Consider the following 18,970-nt stretch of genomic DNA (forward strand, 5'->3'; position numbering starts at 1 on the left):
AGCGCTCAGAGACGATTATCATTCCAAACGGCGCGGCCCGCTATCATCGTTCGATCATCTGGCGGTAAAACCTTGTCTGGATGCGATATTTTGTCGGGATTGTCGCTGCGCATAATCCACGCTTGACCACCCAACGCTGGGTGGTAGTCACGGATCAGCCGCTTAAGCACAAGGCCGCCATCCGGCTTGCATATCAGGTACACCTTTCCCTCAACCGGGCTGGTGTCCGCCGTATTGATCAACACAACGCAGCCGTCCTGAATCGTAGGCATCATGCTCCCACCGGACGCGTAAATAATGCGCGCTGCATTTTCTGGGACGCCGAAATCCCTGAGACTAGAACGTTTGAAGGCCAAGCCACCCTTAACAACAATATGGTCTTGGAACCGGCCTTCACCGCATGCGGCTGATACGTCAAGTTGAGGCACGTACGCAAACTCTTCTTCGGTTGGTCTTTGTAGTTCGCTTGCGAGCCTACCTGAATTCGCTTTTTCATGCGATCCCGTCACCAGGCCTTCTTGATTGCCAGTCAGTGATTTGGTTGACGGAAGAGTTGGGGTTGGCCCGCGATTGTAAGCGAGCCAGTTCACGTCGACTCGGAGCACTTCTGCGAGGCGGGGCGTGTATTTGCTCGATTTGGCGTTCTTGTTTCGATCTAGCAAGTATTGGATGTTCTGCGGCTGGCAGCCATCCCCAACCCGCCGCGCGAGTTCACTCTGATCAGATTGTGGGTCAAGCCCAGCCAATTTCATCGCCCATTCCAGGCGGTCTGCGAAGGTATTCATACAAAGGATTTTGTATAAGTATGTTGCAAAAGTGTTTGTAACGTGCTACAAATTCGCTTGTAGAAACAGGCCTGCAAAAAATGAGCGAACCCACGAACCCCACAACGACTGGAATCGACGACGCAATAAGCCGCGCCGGGTCCCAGAAGGCGCTCGCCGCGCTTATCGGCTCCACCCAGCAGATGGTCTCCTACTGGAAGAGATCGGGCGTTGTAACTGACGCGAGCATGTGCGCAGCCATCGAGAGTGCGACAGGGGTTGCGTGCGAACGCCTCAATCCGAATGAGAATTGGGCAAGCCTTCGTTCCGTTTTGTGCGTCCCCAATCGCGAGGGGTTGGACGCCTCCGATGACGTTCAGCCTCCTGTTGGCGGAATCAACAAAGGTTCGAAGTTGGCGGCGGTTGCGCGAGCTTCGTGACGTGTCGCGATAACAGGCTCGCACCAGATCAGTAGTTTCAATTGGAGAAATGGAGGGAGTTATGTCACGTCGCACGGAATACCGCAATGAGGTGAAGACGCGGTTGTCTGACCGCGCGTACGAGGGAATGCAGGCGTTCAAGGCATTGCATGGGATCGAAAGCGATTCGGCGGCGCTGGCTCGCATCACAGACCTTTTGTTGTTTGGCACGGTTGGCAATTTGCCAGCGAATCTTCTCGACCGCAGTGCCGAAGCGGCCCACTTTGGGACGCGGGTGGCCGTATGACACATTGCAAGACCAGCTTGACGGTGGAGCTTCCGGAACCGGAGGCGGCTGATCTGGCAGTGCGAGCGGCAGCAAAGGGTGTCTCGACGCCCGAATTGCTCGGAAATTACGTACTGAGGGGCGCGTACGGGGCGCTTCACCCCCTCGTGGTTGCCTTTGATTCACGGCCTAAACAGGGACAGATAGGGGAGGAGTAGGCCGCCACGGCGGCCCGACAAGCTGGAATCAAAGCTGATCCGTAACAAGAGGTGGTTGGCAATCCAGCCGCCTCCTGCCTCAGATTAGCAGTCCTATGCGGCACCGCGCCGCGGGAGATCTCCAGATTGAACACCCACGTTCTGAATGCTGGCGCGATCACCATGTCGAGCCGGGAGATTGCTGAGCTTGTCGAATCCCGGCACGACACGGTCAAGCTCACGATGGATCGCCTGCGTGACCGCGCCCTGATCACTTTTACGTCATTGGCGGAAAAGTCCAATGGCGGCCGCCCGGGCATCGTCTATTGCGTCGGCAAGCGCGACAGCTACGTAATCGTCGCGCAGCTCTCGCCCGAATTCACTGCGCGCCTGGTGGATCGCTGGCAGGAACTCGAATCGCAGGCGGCAGGCGCCGCGCCGGCCGTACCCCAGACGTTCGCCGACGCGCTACGCCTTGCGGCGGATCAGGCGGAGCAGATCGAGGTCCAGCGCCTTCAGCTTGAGCATCAGCAGCCGGCTGTTGATTTCGCGCGAGCGGTGCGCAACACGTCTGACGCTATCAGCGTCGGCGATATGGCGCGCGTGCTCGGCATTGGCCAGAACCGGCTCTTCCGGCAACTGCGCGCCGATCACATCCTGATGGCCGAAAACCAGCCTTACCAGAACTACATCGACCGGGGCTATTTCCGCCTGGTCGAGAACGTCTGGCTCGACGCGGCCAAGGAGCCGCATCCCACCTTCAAAACGCTGGTTACTGGACGCGGGCAGGTCTATCTGCAGCGCAAGTATGGCCGGCAAACGGAGCAAGCAGCATGAGCAACGAAGCCTTCCTGACCGCGGGCACCGATGCGGCGGATAACCGCATTGAACACGAAATCGAGTGGGCGGCACTCGATTGTGAGCGGAAGACGTGCCTGTCATGTGGCGCGCAGCAGCACGACGACGGTTCCATTCCCTGCGGCCACTAAGGAAGACATGAGCCTCGATGCAACCACATGGGCGCGCCATCAGAAGGTCGGCAAGGGGCCGGCGAAGTCAATTCTCATGGCCCTGTGCGACTACGCCAATGAGCAATTCATCGCCTATCCGAGCGTTGACCGCCTGGTCGAATGGACGGAGCAGGACCGTAAAACTGTGCTGGCGAACCTCGATCGCCTGAAGGCTGACGGCTGGATCAGCGACACGGGCGAGCGCACTGGCCGCACGCGACAGGTCATCGTGTACCAGATCAACCTTGCTCGCGGCGTTGAGGTGCGCATCGGCGCGATGGAATCGACAACAGTGCCGAAAACGGGACAGTTCCAAAAGCGGAACAGTTCCAAAAGCGGAACAGTTCCGAATTTAACCGGAAAGAGTCCCAATTCCGACGCCAAACAGTCCCAAATTCCACCTGAAACAGTCCCAAAAACGGGACACGGAACGATTAGTAACAATGAGGAACAGGAAGGGAACAATCAACCTGCGCGGCGTGCGCCGCGAGTTGCGTTGAATGCCGAACTGCGATCGATCGAACTTCCCGACTGGCTCACCGCGGACGAATGGTCGATGTGGTGCGAGCACCGCGAGGCGAAAGCGAAGGATGCGCCGTGGACACGCGTCGCAGCTCTAGTCTCCATCCGCAAGCTGACGAAGCTGCGCGAGCAGGGCCACAACCCAAGGGCATGCATCGAAGAAGCGGTACTGCGCGGCTGGACGGGTCTGTTCCCCGTGAAGGATGAGCAGCAGGCTGGCGCGAGCGGAGCGATGGCGGCGCCGTCCGACTGGTGGAAAACGGAAAGCGGCTATCTCGCTCGCGGTGCTCAGCTCGGCGTCGACCGCTCGAAATTCCAGTTCTTTGAGCAGTTCAAGGCGAAGGTCTGCAAGCTGGCTGGCCCGGGCGAATGGATGGAAGAGCTTCTGCGCGCGGTGAGCCGCGAGAGCGAAGAGCGCTACGAAGCCCTGTACGCCTACTTCAACGACATTCCGCGCGAGAAGCCCGCGCTTGCGGAGGCGGCATGAATGCCTGCCACGACTGCAAGCACGCGACCACGGCGCCCGGCTACGAAAAGATGTACCGCCTTGGCTACCGCAATTGCGAGCACAAGCCGGAATACGTGTTCGTGCCAGGGCACCAGCAATGCACCCTCAACCCGCCGAAATGGAGCCAAAGGCAATGAGCATCGACAACGCAACGCCGGAAGAGTGGAACGCGGCGGCGCGCGAGGCGCGTGACGAGCCGATCGAGTGCAGCAAGACGCGCAAATGCGGCTGGAAGGGTATGCATTCGGATCTCGTCAGCGCGCCACACAAGCGCTTTGCTAACGCGCAGCAGCACGTCTGCCCGTGCTGTGGCTGCGACTCGTACTACCGGCGCGAGGCGAGGAAATGACGAGGCGCGCTACATCGTGGCCGATGGTTGTCCCGGCCGGCACAAAGATGGTTGGCACTGCGCGCGTGCGCGACGACGCGCCGAGCACGGGCTACGCGCAGAAGAAGCTGGCCGAGAAGTTCGGCGTGCAGCCCGCGCACGGCTTTGACGAGATCGCTGATGGGGATGGCGCGGGCCACGCGCTGACGCCCGCGTATCGCCGCGACGCCGCGCCGACTCTCGGCATGTCGAAGCCGAGGAGAGCGCTGAAGTACGGCAATCGGAAGTGTGAGCACGAGGGCATCAAGTTCGACAGCGAGAAAGAGCGCTCGCACTGGTTCCACCTGATCCAGTTGCAGGCGGCGGGCAAGATCCGCGATCTGCAGCTGCAGGTGGCGTTTGAACTCACGCCGCGCAAGCGCCGAGACGACGGCACGTGGGAGCGCGCATCGAAGTACGTCGCCGACTTCGTCTACGTCGACGCGGAGACGGGCAGGCGGGTTGTCGAGGATGTGAAATCGATCGCCACGCGCAAGAACCGGACATACGTGCAAAAGCGTAAGCAAATGCTGGCCGTGCACGACATCACGATCAAGGAAATCTGATGGCAAGGAACGACACGCCGCGCAAGGTGCGCACGCCGAGCTGGACTGACGAGGAAGTTGCGGCGTTACGCCTGATAGGCGCGAGCGAAAAGCCGCTCGCCACCCAGATGCATCTCCTTCCGGGGCGCACATTCTCGGCGGCGAAGACCAAGGCATCGAATCTCGGCATTTCGCTTTCCGCTCACTGCGACTGGACTGAGATGGAGCGCGCCACGCTGCGCAAGATCTACCGCAGCAAGGAATCCGTGAAAGCGGCTGTCGACCGGTTGCTTCCGCATCGCGGCTACATCGCGGCCCGCGCCGAGGCGTTTCGTCTCGGGATCACGGGCAAAGCCCGGTGCGGCACGAAGGGGCGTACTGGCTACTCGTGGATCCTGCGCGCCATCGAAGTGTGCCTTGGTCGCGATGTGCCGATGACGGTGCAGCAGCTTGCGGAGGAGATCGGCGCCGATGAGTCATCTGTCGGCGACGCCATTAGGAAATACCACGGCAAGAAGTTCCGCATAGCGGGCTGGGCACGCGGATACCACCGCTGGGTAATGCGCTGGGATATGGCGGATCTACCGGACGTCTCGAAGCCAGCGCCCAGGACCAAAACTGAGGCGTCTCGTGCGTGGCGTGCCCGGAAGAGTATTCGCGCAGGCGCCGCGCAGAACCCTTTTGCAACCCTCATTCAGCAAGTGGCCGTATGACCGAGCGCGAAGAGTACGACGCGTGGTTCGCGCGTGAGTTTGCTGGTGCTGACGTGTCCGACGCGCTGTGCGCAGTCGGGTTTCTCTTCTGGCGCGCTGGTCGGCAATCGCTCATTGCGGCGAGCGGTGCGCCGGTCGAGCTGCGCGTACTTCCGGAGGATCAATGAAGCGGAGTGGCTTCGCGCGTAAGGCGAGCTCGTCGTTCAGCAGCTTTGCGAATCGCGCCACAGTGCTGCGGCGCAAGGCGATGAAACGTCGAGTGAATAAGCCGACCGTGGCGGACGGCGCGAAGTATCTGGCGGCGTGCCGCGGTGAGCCGTGCTATCTGCGCGTTCCCGGTGTATGCCTGCATTCGACGGCGACGGTTGTGCCGTGTCACTCAAATCAATCGAGACACGGTAAGGGCATGGGGATAAAGGCGAAGCACGAATACACCGTGCCGGGCTGTGCGTCATGTCACCAATGGATCGATCAGGGCCCGGCGACCCGCGCGGCGAAATTTGCCGTATGGGATCAAGGTTACGAGCAGTGGTTTCCGGTACGTGCCGAAAAGATGAGGGTGGATTGATCGAACGACGAATCAATGGAATTCGCCTGATGGAGCCGGTGCGCGTCGAGGTTATGTGGCCCGGATCTCGGGCCACGGTGCATCTAGTCGGGCTGCGTTCGGAAACTGTGCGGGTCGCGCGAAGCACTGTTCTGCTCGCACTCGGGCTCCAGAGGTGCAAAGCGCGCGACTCTCGTGGCGACGTACAGGAGGTCGCCGCGCTGGTTGAGGTTCCTGGTATGTACAAGTGCGACGTAAGGCCGAATCAGTGGGCGACGGAAAAACTGGCATGGATGCCGATCAGCACGCACCTATCGAGGAATAACGAGGCGACGCGTGAGTTTAGGCAATCGGGCGAATGGCGATGGCTGTCGGAATCGCTCAAGGGGGAATCCGCATGAAGCCAATTTCCTTGTTGGTTCAGATGCCGGCAATCGGTGTGTTCAGCATCGGCCGCCGTTCGGGAATCGGAGAGATTGAGCAGCCGACGCAGACGTTGGTTCACGGCTTGCGGCGCCACGAATTCAAGGGCGTCCTTAGCGAGAGCTGCGTTTGGGCAAAAGCGTTCGTGAAGGAAGAATTTAGGCAGCACCTTCGCGCAACCGGAAAGCTGATCGATGGCGAATACGTCTGGTGTCTGGCGTTGCTCAAGGACAACAGGAAGTCGTTGGCGGCTTTCTTTGCTAGCAGCGATCGTGAATGGACGGCCAACGAGTGAGTGCACACGCTTACATCCAATACGCCGACGTGCCGGAATCTCTGCTTGAAACGGCGCGCCGAACGGTCGACGGGGAATCGAGTGCAGCGCTGATCCAGTTTGACGGCTATCCGCACTCGGGTGAGATTGTCGATGGCACGGGCGATTTGCAGATTGAGTTTGTATGGCCGCGCGATCCTGCCTTGCGCCATGCGCTCGGTGACTGGCTCACGCATCACGGCATCTCGTTTGTCGTTATCCAATGACGGCATCAATTCTTGGTGCCATCGACCCCAAAAGAACAGCCCCGCCCACGAACCGCCTTTCATGATTGGACCGACGAGTGAGTAAATCCGAACGAGTGACCACGGGCGAATTGCCCAAAAGCGTACAAGAAATCGCGGACGTGATCGGCGCTGAAAAGGCGCTGTATCTGGTGCGCAATCTGCCCACGTGTTATTCGGGCAATCCCGGCAAGAAAGCGCATCGGCCAATGCTCTACGTGCCGAAGCGAATCACGCATGACCATCTGCTGGTGCATCTTTTGGGCTTCGAAGATGCCGCGAAGATGGTCCATCACTTCGGCGGCGAATGCCTCCAGCCTGCGGGGTGTTCGGGCAACAAAGGTGGTCGACCGAAGAAAAACCCTGCAGTGGAAACACGGGAATGCGAAGCACAAAATCCTGACGTGATCCACGACGGGGTTTCTACTATGCAAAAAACGACGCACGGGGCTGCCTGTGCTTGAGTTCATCCACAAGTATTTCCCAGGTGCGGAGTGGGCGATTGCGGCACTGTTCGGTGCGGTAGTCGCGGTGCCATTCCACGACGACCTGAAAACGAAGCGCGGCTTTGCCATGTTCGTTTTCACGGGCGTCACGTGCGGCTACTTCCTCACAGTGCCCGTGATGCGCTACTTCCATATCAATCCCGAATCCGCTGGTGGCGTTGGCTTTCTCGTCGGCGCGTTCGGCGGTTCGATGCTGTCCGCTGTGATTCGAGCCATCAAGGAAGCCGACCTGTGGCAACTGGTGCGCAGCCGGTTCGGGGGTGGTGGCCAATGAACACGCTAACCGTGATAGCCGCTTTCACTTTGATCGTGTGGGCGTGCTGGTGTGGTTTTTCGCGAAGCGTGAACGACGGCATCGTGGGCAAGCTGGTGTATGCAGCTATCGCGGTGCTGTCGCTTGCCATCGTCGTACATAGCGCAACGATGTGGACGTATCAGGCGCTGGTGGTGTGTTTCGCGGCGCTGGGCGTCCGGCATTACTACCTGCGCACGTTGAAAAAGCGTGTGCTTGATTTCATCGCATTCGCAAGGAACCCGAGGTAATGGCACGAATCTGTATTCAACAGGCCGGCGGCGCAAACCGTGTGGCGTTTCTCGACATGATCGCAGTGAGCGAAATCGACGCGTGGACGCTCGCGAATAGCGATGACGGTTACAACGTGCTGGTGGGTTCGCATGGTCCGATCCCGAGTAAGGGCATTGCCGCATCGCTACTTACGTTCCCGAGCTACGCGACGCATCCGAATATCTATAACGCTGCGCTGAATTCGACGGCTGCGGGGCGTTATCAGGATTTGTACAAGTTCGCCACGGCGTACATCGCGCAATTGAATCTGCCCGACTTCGGGCCTGTATCGCAGGATTTGATCGCGCTGCAGATGATCCGTGAATGCAGGGCGCTGCCGTTGATCGACGCGGGGAAGTTTGCTGATGCGGTTTATGCGTGTACGTCGCGCTGGGCGTCGCTTCCGGGGAATAACTACGGCCAGCGGCAGAACACGATGGCCGCGCTGACGATGGCGTATCAGCAAGCGGGCGGGGTGCTGGCATGAACACCTTCGGGCTGTGGCTGATTTGCATTTCCGCGTTCATTGGCGGTTACGTGTGCGGCCATCTGGACGCTAATCAGTCGGCGTGTACGCCGGCGCATTTCATGAGGGTGGAGCAGGTATGAGCCTCTTGGGCGATGTTGAGGAAGTGAGCGCAGCCAATCCGTTCAGCCTGTACTTGAAGCTGGCGATTGTGGCCATTGTTGTGCTGGCGATAGCCGCTTTCGCTGGCTTCATCTACAGCAAAGGCCATACGGCTGGCATGGCCGAAGTGCAGGACAAGTGGGACAAGCAAACGGCAGCGGTGAGCCAAGCGCAAACCGCGACCATTGCAGCAGCGGCCAGCGATGCGCTGGCGAACTATCACGCGGCAGGGGTGGTATCAGCAGCCGCAGACCAGCACCAGGCCGATGTTGCCACGGTGCACGATCAATTGACCAAGCGAGTTCAAGACTATGCGAAGAATGCCCCTGTATCGGTTCAGCGCAACGGCGATGCTGACGTGGCTGGCAGTGGCAGTGCTGCTGATGCTGTCCTGTCTGCTGATGGGCTGCGCATCTGGAACGACGCAAACGCAGGCATCGGTAATTCCGGTGGACAAACACCCGACGATTCGCCAGTCGCTGCTGGTGGAGTGCCCGGCAACACTTCCGGCGGCAAGTGACGCGAGGCTGGTGACGCTACTGCAGAACCATGTGGACAGCGCTACTCAATACCATTCGTGCCAGAAGCGTGACGCGGATTTGATTGATGCAATCAAATCGCAGAATGGTATTGACATTGTTCCGTAACCATGGTTCGCACTGCGTAGTTATCCACAGGTGAGGATGGTGGGGCTGTGGATAAGTGGGCCTGTGGATAACTGTGGGTCCTTCCTGGGCCGGCATGGGTGCGGGGCCCAAGACACCGCGAGATTAAATTTCTGAGAGGATTTTTTGATCGCGGACTACAACTATATCGCGACGCGTAGGTTTTTGAGTGTAAACGCGAAAGTGATTTTCGAGAAGTAGTAAACATATGGCGCCAAAGGGGCGAGGGAAAGTCGTGAATCGCAGCGAGCTTGCCGAGATTCACGGCGTTGCGCTGACGACCATCGACACCTGGGTGCGGGGTAATTGCCCCGTCCTGCAGCGCGGCGCGCGGGGCATCGAATGGTCATTCAACACCGCCGACGTGGCCCGTTGGCGCGAGGATGAACGCGCACGCCAAGCCGCAGCCACCACGCCGACCACGCGCGAAGAACTGGACCTACGTCGCGCCACCGCCGACACCGTGCGCGCCGAGCTGGAGCTATCGAAGGCGAAAGACGAAGTGGCGCCCGTGGCCGAATTCGAGAAAGCCACCGCGCGCCTTATGGCCGCCATCCGCACAAACATGCTGAACATTCCCCAGCGCGCCGTCCTGCGGCTGCTGGGCGAAACGAACGAAACCGCCTTCAAAAAAGTGCTGCGCGAGGAAATAGCGTTGGCGCTTGAAACGTCTGCGGACGTGGAAGCGATCCTGGAAGCCGACGAACAAGAACCGGACGACGACGAAGAATGAAAACGTGGCTGAAAGCATACCGGCGTTACCTAGAGAAATCGGCCAAGGCCATTCCTGTCTGCCTTTTCACGTGGGAGGGGTGGCGCGACTTGCTGGACGAAGCGCACGCGCTGCTTGGTAGCTTGCTGTGCGTCGTGTTTTGCCTGTTCATTACGATCACGTTTCCCGTGTCCGTGTTCGTCGTTGCCGCTTGGGCATGCGAGGCAGACCGGCGCCTCACGAAACGCCACGATGCACGCATGCGCGCCGCTTCGCGCAATGAATGCATTAACTGGAGCGACGACGAATGACGACGAAGAAAAAGGTTTTCAATTTTTTCCGGTGGCGCCTTAGCGTGTCATTCTCGAATGAGCTTTGGTACAACACATTCGCGGACGGGAACCGCTACACGTATTTTTTCGGCATTGGGAAATACGATATTCGCGATGGCGATTTTATCGGCACCGTATACACGCTGCACCTGCCATGCGTGGCTATTCGAACCGTCGCACGCGTGAAGCGCGCCCAAGCCCCCAGCGTCTGATTGCCATTTCGTGTGCCACCAGTTCAGCAACATTCCAGCCATCGCGCGCGCCATGCGTCGCGCCGCGCGCAACCTTGTGCCGGCGCCCCCCATGCTGCCGTCGCAGTGGGGCGAAGCTAACCTGAAAATCCCCGCCGGTAATGCCGTGCCGGGGTTTATCCGCTTCGACAATGCGCCGTACCAGCGCGGCATGCTGGACGTGATTGTGGAGCCGGGGATTCAGCGCGTGTCATACATGACGGGCGCGCAGCTTGGGAAAACCACCGTCCAGCAGGTGATTAGCGGCTTTTTCATCGAACACGATCCGCGCTCGCAGATTTTCATCCAGCCGACGCAGGGCGACGTGCAGACGTTCCAGGAAACGAAGCTGCGCCCGATGCTGGACGCGAACCCTAAGATTACCGCCCGCATGGCGAAGGCGCGAGGGCGCGAGGGCGCGAACAACAGCCGCATCATTTCGTATATCGGCGGCTGGCTTATGTTCGGCTGGGCGGGCTCGCCACGCACGCTGCGCGGCCGCTCTGCGCCAGTCACCCAGGCGGACGAAGTGGACGGCATGCTGGCCGACACGGGCGAAGGCGATCCGCTCGAACTGCTAGCCCAGCGCGCGGCCACGTTCGGTGATTTGCAGCTGCGCACCGAGAGCAGCACGCCGACCATCAAAGGCGCTTCGCGTATCGAGACTTCCTATCTCGCTGGCGACCAGCGACGCTATTACGTGCCGTGCCCGCACTGCGGCGAACAGCAATACCTGAAGTGGCCGCAGGTTATCTGGAATGGCCGCGACAATCTGGAAGGCGAGCAGGAACCGGAAACCGCGCGCTACACGTGCGAGCATTGCGGCAGCCTGTGGGACGATGGCCAGCGCGTCGCAGCGATCCGCGCGGCAGAGCAGAACGGCGGCGGCTGGAAGGCGTCGAAGCCGTTCAAGGGCCATGCATCGTTCCACGCTCCCGAAATGCTTTCAACGTTCCGCCGGCTGCGCGATATCGTCCAGTCCTACCTGAACAAGCTGGCCGCAGGCGACTTGCAATCGTTCGTCAACGTGTCGTTGGCCGAAACATTCGAAGAAACCGCCGAGAAGGCCGACCCGGATTCGCTCTACAACCGGCGCGAAGTGTACGCGGCAGCCGTGCCGATGCATGCCCTTTACCTGACTGCCGGGGTTGACATGCAAACCGATCGCCTGGAAGTCGAAATCGTGGCGTGGGGGCTGTTTGAACGTTCGTGGTCTGTAGCGTATCGCGTGCTGTGGGGCGATCCGCTGGCGAACGACGTATGGAACGACCTGGACGACCTTCTGGCCGAAGAATGGCAGCACGAAAGCGGCGTAGCGCTTACGGTGCAGGCCACATGCGTGGACACGGGCGGCACGACGGGTTACACGCAGGCCGCATACGACTACATTCGCGCCCGAAAGGGGCGCCGCATCTTCGCAGTGAAGGGCATCCCCGGCTGGGGCCGCGCGGTGGTCGAGAAGCCGCAGCGCAAGCAATCCGGCAAACGCAGCCGCAAGGTTGACCTGTTCAATGTGGGCGTGGACGAAGGGAAGCTGGTAGTAATGCGCCGCCTCGCGCTGCAGAAGGACGGCCCCGGCTTCTGCCGTTTCCCTGTGGATGAAGACCACGAAAGCGACTATTTCAAGCAACTTACCGCCGAAAAGCTGGTAACGAATTTCGTGCGCGGCTTTCCTGTCCGCACGTGGCAGAAGCCCGACAAGGCGCGCAATGAAGCACTGGACTGCCGCGTGTACGCGTTCGCTGCGCTACGCATCATGAACCCCAGCATGAAATCGCTGGCAAAGCGGCTGATTTTGGACTCCGAAACAGGGGTTTTTGCGCCAGAAACGGCGAAAACGGCTGAAAACACCGAAAAAGAGCCGATTACAGCCGGTGAAGTCGCAGTGAAGCTGGCCAAGCTGCTTACCGACGCGCGCGACGCAACGCAGGCGAAAGCGCGAAACCCTCATGTGGAACCGGACAAGCCGCAAGGGGAAACTAAGCCCATTAAACGGGCGAAATCGCTTACCGCTGGCCGACGCCGTGGAGGGTTCGCCACAAACTGGTAAGACATGAGCGGCCAATTCCCCGGAACCATTCGAGCGGGCGTCACGTTCGATTTGACCGTAAAGCTGGACCTGTACCAAGCCCCCACGTGGCAGGTGCAGGCGCTGTTGTGTGGGCCGAAGGCGATTGGCTTCAGCAGCACGGACAGCGGCAGCCAGCACCAGTTACTGGTGGACGCCGCAACCACCGCCGCGTGGCCCGCAGGCCAGTATCTGTTCTCCCTTCGCGCCGTGTCGAGCGGCACCGTGCTGGAAATCGAAAGCGGGATGGTTACGGTCGAGGCTGACCTGTCCACGATGGCAGACGGAACCGACGCCCGCGTGCACGCCCAGCGCGTCCTGGCTGCCATTGAAGCTGTGATCGAGAAGCGCGCCACGATGGACCAGGAGCGCTACACGATCAACAATCGCGAGCTTCACCGAACGCCGATTGGCGATCTTCTCAAGCTGCGCAGCTACTATCGCGCAGAGCTGCAGCGCCTTAAGGCCGCGCAACGTGGCGCACTGTTCGGGCGCCAGGTGAAGGTGACCTTCTGATGGCGATATTCGATTTCATCCGCTCGCGTGGGCTGTTGCCCGCCACGCCGCTGCCTGCAGCGTCGCCCAATACGACCTTGCGCAGCAGCATGCGCGTCGCGCAGCGCGCTATCCGTTCGGCGTTCTCGTTTCAGGCTGCGGACAATGATCGCCTGAACGGAAGCTGGGCGGCATTCTCCGTTCCGGCGGATTGGATCATCACGCGCAACCTGCGCACGCTCGTCGCACGCTCGCGCGAGCAGTGCATGAACAACGACTACGCCAAGGCGTTTTTGAGGCTGTGTCGCCAGAACGTCGTGGGGCCGAATGGCGTTGTTCTCAAGGTATCCGTAAAAAAGCCCCGTGGCGGTGCGGATGCAGACACAAGCGCTGCGCTGAAGGCCGCATGGGAAGAGTGGGGCCACAAGAAAAACGCGAGTGTTACGGGTAAGCGTTCGTGGAACGCGATCCAGCGCCAATGCGTGCAAAGCGCTGCGCAGGACGGCGAATTTTTCGTGCGCATCGTCATGGGCGCCGAGGCTGGCCCGTGGGGTTTCGCGCTGCAGGTTATCGACCCGCTGCGCATCCCTATCGACTACAACGTGGACAAATACAACGGCAAGAATTTCATTCGCCACGGTATCGAGTTCACGCAGTACGGGCGCCCCGTCGCGTACCACCTGACGACGGTTGACGACGGCGAGGCCGAATATCAATACGGCGGTGTCGGGCACGTCCGCATCCCCGCCGAGGAAATGATTCACGGCTATCTAGAAGATTTGGTGGGGCAAAAGCGCGGGCTGCCGTGGATGGCCACAGCCCTGTTCCGCATGCGCCACATGAAGGGCTTCGAAGATGCCGCCGTTATCAATGCGCGCGTGGGCGCATCGAAAATGGGTTTCGTCCAGTGGAAGGACGGCGAAGCGCCTGCGTGGGAAGAAGGCGAAGAACCCACGCTGGAGATTGACGCAGAACCCGGCACGTTTCCCGTGCTTCCGGATGGCGCCGAATTGCAGGAATGGCTTCCGCAATACCCGGTTGGCGAATTCCTGCCCACATACAAAACCCTTCTGCGCGGCGCGACCGCCGGTATGGGCGTGGCGTACAACAATCTCGCGAACGACCTGGAAGGCGTCAATTTCTCCAGCATTCGGCAGGGGACGCTTGACGAGCGCGAACACTGGAAGGAACTGCAGGAGTGGTTGATTGAAGACCTGGTGCAGCCGGTGTTCGAAGCGTGGCTGAAATACAGCCTGCTGAAAGGCCGCATCGTATCGGGCACCGGCGTTCCCCTCGCTGCCTCGCTGTACGCGAAGCTGCTGAAGGCTTGCGGCTGGCAGCCGCGCCGCTGGCAGTGGATCGACCCGACCGCCGACGTTGACGCGGCAGTGAATTCGAAAAACGCACTGCTGAAAAGCCCCGGAGAAATCATCCGCGAATGGGGCGGTGACCCGGTGGAAGTGTGGGCCGAGTTCGCGGCGGATATCGAAGCCATGAAGGCGGCCGGCATTCCAGAAATCTTCATCATGGCAACCCTTGGCCAAAAGCTGGCGACCCCGACCGACAGCGAAGGCGCAAAACCGAACAGCTAACGACGATGGCACAAACGATCAAACAAGCCCTGTCCGTCCGCGAAATCAATGGCCGCGGTGACTTCGTGCGCCAGATGGAAGTGGGCGCAATCGACGCGGAGGCGCGCACCGTGCAGGTGGCGTTTTCGTCGGAAACGCCTGTGCGCCAGTGGTACGGGATGGAAATCCTGTCTCACGCTGACGGCGCGGTGGATATGTCGCGCCTGAACAACTTCGGTGCCAATCTGATGGACCACGATTGGACCGATCAAGTCGGCGTGATCGAGTCGGCCACCATCGACGCAGACGGCATGGGCCGCGCCCTGATCCGCTTCAGCCGCAGCGCGCGTGCGCAGGAAATTTTCCAGGACGTTATCGACGGCATCCGAAAGCATGTTTCGGTGGGATACCGCGTGCTGGAAATCGTGCTGACGGAGCAAAGCGAAGATGGCCCCGACGTGTACACCGTCACGTCTTGGCTGCCTTACGAAATTAGTTGGGTCGCCGTTCCCGCCGATACCACCGTTGGCGTTGGCCGCTCCCTCGCGCCCGGAAACCCTCATGTGGAACCCGTGCAAGCACAACCGCAAAATCCGCAGCAACACACTCCAACTGAAGGCAGCCGCCACATGGACCCGAACACGCAGAACCAGCCGGCGCACGCAGCGCCGCAGCAAATCGACACCAGCGCGGTGCGCCGTGAGGGAGGCGACGCTGAGCGCACCCGCGTAAGCGAAATCCTCACGATGGGCGAAACCTACGGCGCGCATGACCTCGCGCGCTCGTTCATCAAGGATGGCAAGAGCGTGGCCGAATTCCAGCGCGCGCTGCTGGATCACGTCGAAAAGCGCCAGTCGCGCCCCGTCACCGAGCAGACGCGCGACGCGTCGGTGGGCCTCACCGATGACGAAATCCGCAGTTACAGCTTCATGCGGGCGCTGCGCTCGCTGGCGAATCCGGGCGATGCGAAGCTGCGCAATGAGGCTGCTTTCGAGTTCGACGCGAGCCGCGCCGCAGCGGATCGGCTGGGCAAACAGGCGCAGGGCATCATGGTGCCGCCGGAAGTGCTGGCGCGCTCGCTGCGCTCCCTGAACATGGGTTCGAACGGCCAAGTGGGCGCTGGCAACACGGGTGCCGCATCGGTGGCAACGAACCTGATGGCGTCGGCGTTCATCGACATGCTTATCAATGCCACGACCATCATGAGGCTGGGCCGCACGCTGGGCGGCCTGGTCGGCAACGTGGACATTCCGAAGAAAACGGCGCGCTCGCAGGGCTATTGGGTGGGCGAAGAAGCGGACGCCACTGCGCAGGAACCGGACCTGGGCCAGATTTCGCTGTCGCCCAAGACCGTTGCGGCGTACACCGATATTTCGCGCAAGCTGATGCAGCAATCGAGTCTGGACGTGGAAGCGCTGGTGCGCGCCGACCTCGCGGAAGCGATTGGCCTGGCGATCGACTACGCCGGTTACTACGGCACGGGAAACAACTTCCAGCCGCTGGGCATCGCGAACACGGCAGGAATCAGTGCTGTGCCGTTCGTCGGCGAGTTCCCGGCATACGCCGAAATCGTGGCGATGGAAACGGCCATCGCCAGCAAAAACGCGGCAATCGGCAATCTGTCGTATGTCCTGGACGCGGCGACCAAGGGCGCAGCCAAAACTACGCAGAAATTCCCCGGCACGCCGACCGGCGCCACGCTGTGGGAGCCGGGCGACACGATGAACGGCTACCGCACGGAAGTCACGAACCAGCTCGCGGCCGGTGATGTGTTCTTCGGCAACTTCGCCGACCTCATCATCGCCATGTGGGGCGGTCTGGACCTGATGGTTGACCCGTACAGTCTCTCGAAGTCGGGCGGCGTGCGTGTCGTGGTCCACCAGGACGTGGATTTCGCGGTGCGCCGCGTCGAATCGTTCGCGCTGGGCCGCAAACCGGCGGTGTAACGAGAGCGCTACCGATACGGCAGCAGTAGATTGAAACGACAGGCCGCGAAAGCGGCCTGTTTCACAGGTGAGCAAGGAAAATGGCTTTCGAGCGTAGCGAAGTGGTGGAAATCCTTCGCCCTGTATGGGTGGGCGGCGAACTGATGGAAACCGGCGACCGCCTGGAACTGCCCGAGCGTGAGGCGCGCGACCTGAAGGCGTGCAAGGCCGCGCGTACGCTCACGGACAAGCCCGCGCGCCCCGTGTCGAAGGGTAAGGGCGCCTGATGCCTGCGCAGCCGTCCTGGGACGATTTAAACGCGTTCCTGAACCCCGATGAATTCGCGAGTCTCGGAACCTTCACGCTGGCCGATGGCACGGTGCTGGAGGACATCGCGGGCGTGTTCGAGGAACCGGGCGAGTCTGCCGCGCTGGGCACGTTCGAACAGGACACCACGCGCCCCACGTTCACGTGCAAATGGTCGGACGTGTCGCGCGTTCGGCGCGGCGACGCGCTGGTGGTCGAGGGTGGCAACTACGAGGCGCACAAGACGCCGAGGCGTACCGGCGACGGTTTCGCCGTGGTGATTCTGGAGCCGTCTCTGTGATTGATATCGCCGTCAACGAAAGCGGTCTGGAGAATATCGAAGCGTTTCTGGCGGCGACGCCCAAGCAGGTGGACGCGGCGCTGGCGTCCACGTGTGTGAAGGTTGCGCGTTGGCTTACCACGCGATCCGTCCGCGGACTGGCGCAGCACCTGATGCTGCCGCAGAAGGAAGTACGGCGCCGCCTTCGAACGTTCCGGCTGGCCCGCGTGGCGGGCGGCAAGGGCGTACGCGTGTGGTACGGACTGGACCCCATGGGAATGATCCACCTGAACGCGAGGCAAACAAGGCAGGGCGTAACGGCCTATGGCGGCCGCTTCGTGAAAAGCGCCTTCATCGCGAACGGGCGAGCGGGCGTCAACGGCCCCGCGTCGAGCAATCGGCAGGTGTTCATCCGAAAGGGCAAGTCACGCTTGCCAATCAAGAAAGTCACGGTCGAGCTTGGCGACCCCGCGCAGACCTATATCGAAGATCACCTGCTGGGTGGCTCCGACTTCACGACGCAGCTTTACAAGACATTCGAACACGAACTGGCATGGCGACAGAAACGGTAGTGGACATTTCGGCCTATCAGGACGCCGTGGTGGCACAGATACAGGCTACGTTCCCTGACTTCAAGACGGTTGAATTCGACCGCGAGGAAACCGACCGCGACGAGCTGGAGGGCGTCGATCTTCCGGCGATCCTTCTTGACCTGACTGAATTCGAAAACGAAGGCGTGGAAGATCGTGGCACGGGGCAGCTTTCGATGCGCGGCAGGCTGGAGGCTCGCGTAATCATCGGCTACCGCACGACGAAGGCAAAGACCGCCGCGCGCACGGCAGCCGGTGCGCTCGCCGCGTGGCTTCGCTTGAAGCGATTCACGGGCGCCAATGTGTGGACTGAGGCGGCGCAGGTGATCGGCGCTTACCGTGACGACTTCGCGCCGGGGTGCGACCGCTATGTGGTTTGGCGTGTGGAGTGGACGCAGGTGCTACAACTTGGGCAGGACATATGGGCTGCGGACTTCGACGGCACGACGCCAGCCAATCCCACGTATAGCTTTTCGCCCGATATCGGCGCCGGCAACGAATCGGCCTATCAGCCCGTCATGCCGCCGGGTGCGCCATCATGATGCAGGACATTGGCGAGCTGCAGCGCCAGATATCGCAGCTTCTGCGCATCGGCACCGTGGTGCAGCTCGTGGCGGGAACAGATACGGCCGTCGTAGAGATAGGCGGCGTGCAGTCGGACCCGATGCAATGGGCCACGATTCGCGCCGGCACTGATGCGGACTGGTGGGCACCCTCTCCGGGCGAACAGGTGCTGGTATTCGCGCCGTATGGCGACATGGCGCAGGCCATCATCCTGTTTTCACTGTATCAGGACGCCTACGCCGCACCGACGACGGACCCGAACGTAAGGCGTCGCACGTACAGCGACGGGGCGGTGGAGCAGTACGACAAGAGCGCGCACGCGTATCTGTTGCAGATACCCAGCGGCGGCAGCTTCACGGTGGAGGTGGGCGGCTCGTCCATGACGCTTACGGACGGCAAACTGGCGCTCAAGGTTTCGCAGATCGAGCATGACGGCGACCAGGCCACATTCATGGGCGCGGCGACCGTCACCAAGCTGCTTACCTGGATGGCTGGTGTTTCGGGGGCAGCGGGCAACAGCGGGGGCGCCAATGCTATTGTGGGCGGTGTCAACGTGACCGGCGGCGACGTGAACGTGGACGGTATCGGCGTGAAGTCGCACCACCACACTGAACACGACGGGCCGCCGACAAGCGCCGCCGAGGCGTAAAGCGAAACCCTCATGTGGAACGGGA

31 protein-coding genes are annotated in these 18,970 nt (G+C 61.0%); 30 read left to right on the forward strand and 1 reads right to left on the reverse strand.

The features are described 5' to 3' along the window. Positions 1–5 precede the first annotated feature (5 nt). Positions 6–785, reverse strand: coding sequence for a S24 family peptidase (locus tag Q0L30_RS06530; protein WP_296652801.1), 780 nt, complete (start codon positions 783–785; stop codon positions 6–8). Positions 786–865: 80 nt separating this feature from the next. Here Q0L30_RS06530 and Q0L30_RS25775 point away from each other — a divergent pair, with 80 nt between their 5' ends. From Q0L30_RS25775 to Q0L30_RS06675, 30 genes are all read left to right on the forward strand, one after another. Then, a complete protein-coding gene (locus Q0L30_RS25775; protein ID WP_367277787.1) occupies positions 866–1,204 on the forward strand; it encodes a transcriptional regulator in 339 nt (112 codons plus the stop codon). Positions 1,205–1,265: 61 nt separating this feature from the next. Next, positions 1,266–1,490: a hypothetical protein gene (locus Q0L30_RS06535; RefSeq protein WP_296652805.1), complete on the forward strand. Its 225-nt coding sequence runs from the start codon at positions 1,266–1,268 to the stop codon at positions 1,488–1,490. 248 nt (positions 1,491–1,738) lie between these two features. Then, positions 1,739–2,503 (forward strand): phage antirepressor KilAC domain-containing protein, encoded by a 765-nt coding sequence (locus Q0L30_RS06540; protein ID WP_296652808.1) that lies wholly within the window; start codon positions 1,739–1,741, stop codon positions 2,501–2,503. Then, positions 2,500–2,655 (forward strand): hypothetical protein, encoded by a 156-nt coding sequence (locus Q0L30_RS06545; protein ID WP_296652811.1) that lies wholly within the window; start codon positions 2,500–2,502, stop codon positions 2,653–2,655. The genes Q0L30_RS06540 and Q0L30_RS06545 overlap by 4 nt, the downstream gene beginning before the upstream one ends. Positions 2,656–2,662: 7 nt before the next feature. Then, positions 2,663–3,685 (forward strand): helix-turn-helix domain-containing protein, encoded by a 1,023-nt coding sequence (locus Q0L30_RS06550; RefSeq protein WP_296652813.1) that lies wholly within the window; start codon positions 2,663–2,665, stop codon positions 3,683–3,685. Beyond that, positions 3,682–3,843: a hypothetical protein gene (locus tag Q0L30_RS06555; RefSeq protein WP_296652816.1), complete on the forward strand. Its 162-nt coding sequence runs from the start codon at positions 3,682–3,684 to the stop codon at positions 3,841–3,843. Before Q0L30_RS06550 ends, Q0L30_RS06555 begins: the two co-directional genes overlap by 4 nt. Next, positions 3,840–4,055, forward strand: coding sequence for a hypothetical protein (locus tag Q0L30_RS06560; RefSeq protein WP_296652819.1), 216 nt, complete (start codon positions 3,840–3,842; stop codon positions 4,053–4,055). Before Q0L30_RS06555 ends, Q0L30_RS06560 begins: the two co-directional genes overlap by 4 nt. A 47-nt stretch (positions 4,056–4,102) precedes the next feature. After that, on the forward strand, positions 4,103–4,639 hold the full coding sequence (locus tag Q0L30_RS06565) for a DUF1064 domain-containing protein (RefSeq protein WP_296652822.1): 537 nt from the start codon (positions 4,103–4,105) through the stop codon (positions 4,637–4,639). A gap of 26 nt (positions 4,640–4,665) precedes the next feature. Then, positions 4,666–5,331, forward strand: coding sequence for a hypothetical protein (locus Q0L30_RS06570; protein ID WP_296652824.1), 666 nt, complete (start codon positions 4,666–4,668; stop codon positions 5,329–5,331). Further along, a complete protein-coding gene (locus Q0L30_RS06575) occupies positions 5,328–5,498 on the forward strand; it encodes a hypothetical protein (protein ID WP_296652827.1) in 171 nt (56 codons plus the stop codon). Before Q0L30_RS06570 ends, Q0L30_RS06575 begins: the two co-directional genes overlap by 4 nt. Further along, positions 5,495–5,899 carry a nuclease domain-containing protein gene (locus Q0L30_RS06580; RefSeq protein WP_296652832.1) on the forward strand — a complete coding sequence of 135 codons (405 nt, stop codon included), beginning with the start codon at positions 5,495–5,497 and terminating at the stop codon, positions 5,897–5,899. The genes Q0L30_RS06575 and Q0L30_RS06580 overlap by 4 nt, the downstream gene beginning before the upstream one ends. A 376-nt stretch (positions 5,900–6,275) precedes the next feature. Further along, entirely contained in the window at positions 6,276–6,596 is a 321-nt protein-coding gene (locus tag Q0L30_RS06585) for a hypothetical protein (RefSeq protein WP_296652834.1), read from the forward strand. Beyond that, a complete protein-coding gene (locus tag Q0L30_RS06590; RefSeq protein WP_296652836.1) occupies positions 6,578–6,841 on the forward strand; it encodes a phage portal protein in 264 nt (87 codons plus the stop codon). The genes Q0L30_RS06585 and Q0L30_RS06590 overlap by 19 nt, the downstream gene beginning before the upstream one ends. A gap of 77 nt (positions 6,842–6,918) precedes the next feature. Beyond that, positions 6,919–7,323, forward strand: coding sequence for a hypothetical protein (locus tag Q0L30_RS06595; RefSeq protein ID WP_296652839.1), 405 nt, complete (start codon positions 6,919–6,921; stop codon positions 7,321–7,323). Continuing rightward, positions 7,316–7,639, forward strand: a complete 324-nt coding sequence (locus Q0L30_RS06600) for a hypothetical protein (protein WP_296652842.1) — start codon at positions 7,316–7,318, stop codon at positions 7,637–7,639. The genes Q0L30_RS06595 and Q0L30_RS06600 overlap by 8 nt, the downstream gene beginning before the upstream one ends. 68 nt (positions 7,640–7,707) lie before the next feature. Next, positions 7,708–7,908 carry a hypothetical protein gene (locus Q0L30_RS06605; RefSeq protein ID WP_296652845.1) on the forward strand — a complete coding sequence of 67 codons (201 nt, stop codon included), beginning with the start codon at positions 7,708–7,710 and terminating at the stop codon, positions 7,906–7,908. After that, complete coding sequence (locus Q0L30_RS06610) at positions 7,908–8,417, forward strand: glycoside hydrolase family 104 protein (protein WP_296652847.1); 510 nt, start codon at positions 7,908–7,910, stop codon at positions 8,415–8,417. Before Q0L30_RS06605 ends, Q0L30_RS06610 begins: the two co-directional genes overlap by 1 nt. A 118-nt stretch (positions 8,418–8,535) precedes the next feature. Further along, on the forward strand, positions 8,536–9,078 hold the full coding sequence (locus Q0L30_RS06615; RefSeq protein WP_296652849.1) for a hypothetical protein: 543 nt from the start codon (positions 8,536–8,538) through the stop codon (positions 9,076–9,078). Between the two features lie 380 nt (positions 9,079–9,458). Then, the gene (locus Q0L30_RS06620) at positions 9,459–9,956 is read left to right on the forward strand and encodes a terminase small subunit (RefSeq protein ID WP_296652851.1); all 498 of its coding nucleotides are present in this window, start codon (positions 9,459–9,461) and stop codon (positions 9,954–9,956) included. Continuing rightward, positions 9,953–10,246 carry a hypothetical protein gene (locus Q0L30_RS06625; RefSeq protein WP_296652854.1) on the forward strand — a complete coding sequence of 98 codons (294 nt, stop codon included), beginning with the start codon at positions 9,953–9,955 and terminating at the stop codon, positions 10,244–10,246. The genes Q0L30_RS06620 and Q0L30_RS06625 overlap by 4 nt, the downstream gene beginning before the upstream one ends. Continuing rightward, positions 10,243–10,479, forward strand: coding sequence for a hypothetical protein (locus Q0L30_RS06630; RefSeq protein WP_296652857.1), 237 nt, complete (start codon positions 10,243–10,245; stop codon positions 10,477–10,479). The genes Q0L30_RS06625 and Q0L30_RS06630 overlap by 4 nt, the downstream gene beginning before the upstream one ends. 91 nt (positions 10,480–10,570) lie before the next feature. Next, entirely contained in the window at positions 10,571–12,547 is a 1,977-nt protein-coding gene (locus tag Q0L30_RS06635) for a phage terminase large subunit family protein (RefSeq protein WP_296652860.1), read from the forward strand. 3 nt (positions 12,548–12,550) lie between these two features. Beyond that, complete coding sequence (locus Q0L30_RS06640; RefSeq protein WP_296652863.1) at positions 12,551–13,081, forward strand: hypothetical protein; 531 nt, start codon at positions 12,551–12,553, stop codon at positions 13,079–13,081. A gap of 35 nt (positions 13,082–13,116) precedes the next feature. Next, positions 13,117–14,652 (forward strand): phage portal protein, encoded by a 1,536-nt coding sequence (locus Q0L30_RS06645; RefSeq protein WP_296652865.1) that lies wholly within the window; start codon positions 13,117–13,119, stop codon positions 14,650–14,652. A 5-nt stretch (positions 14,653–14,657) separates the two neighbouring features. After that, a complete protein-coding gene (locus Q0L30_RS06650) occupies positions 14,658–16,577 on the forward strand; it encodes a phage major capsid protein (RefSeq protein WP_296652867.1) in 1,920 nt (639 codons plus the stop codon). Between the two features lie 80 nt (positions 16,578–16,657). Beyond that, entirely contained in the window at positions 16,658–16,843 is a 186-nt protein-coding gene (locus Q0L30_RS06655; protein WP_296652872.1) for a hypothetical protein, read from the forward strand. Further along, entirely contained in the window at positions 16,843–17,163 is a 321-nt protein-coding gene (locus Q0L30_RS06660; protein ID WP_296652874.1) for a hypothetical protein, read from the forward strand. The genes Q0L30_RS06655 and Q0L30_RS06660 overlap by 1 nt, the downstream gene beginning before the upstream one ends. Further along, positions 17,160–17,714 carry a hypothetical protein gene (locus tag Q0L30_RS06665; RefSeq protein ID WP_296652876.1) on the forward strand — a complete coding sequence of 185 codons (555 nt, stop codon included), beginning with the start codon at positions 17,160–17,162 and terminating at the stop codon, positions 17,712–17,714. Before Q0L30_RS06660 ends, Q0L30_RS06665 begins: the two co-directional genes overlap by 4 nt. Further along, on the forward strand, positions 17,696–18,274 hold the full coding sequence (locus tag Q0L30_RS06670; RefSeq protein ID WP_296652879.1) for a hypothetical protein: 579 nt from the start codon (positions 17,696–17,698) through the stop codon (positions 18,272–18,274). Before Q0L30_RS06665 ends, Q0L30_RS06670 begins: the two co-directional genes overlap by 19 nt. Beyond that, a complete protein-coding gene (locus tag Q0L30_RS06675; RefSeq protein ID WP_296652882.1) occupies positions 18,271–18,945 on the forward strand; it encodes a phage baseplate assembly protein V in 675 nt (224 codons plus the stop codon). Before Q0L30_RS06670 ends, Q0L30_RS06675 begins: the two co-directional genes overlap by 4 nt. Positions 18,946–18,970: the final 25 nt, after the last annotated feature.

The sequence above is a fragment of the Paraburkholderia sp. genome, assembly GCF_024281035.1.
Taxonomy (GTDB): Bacteria; Pseudomonadota; Gammaproteobacteria; order Burkholderiales; family Burkholderiaceae; genus Paraburkholderia.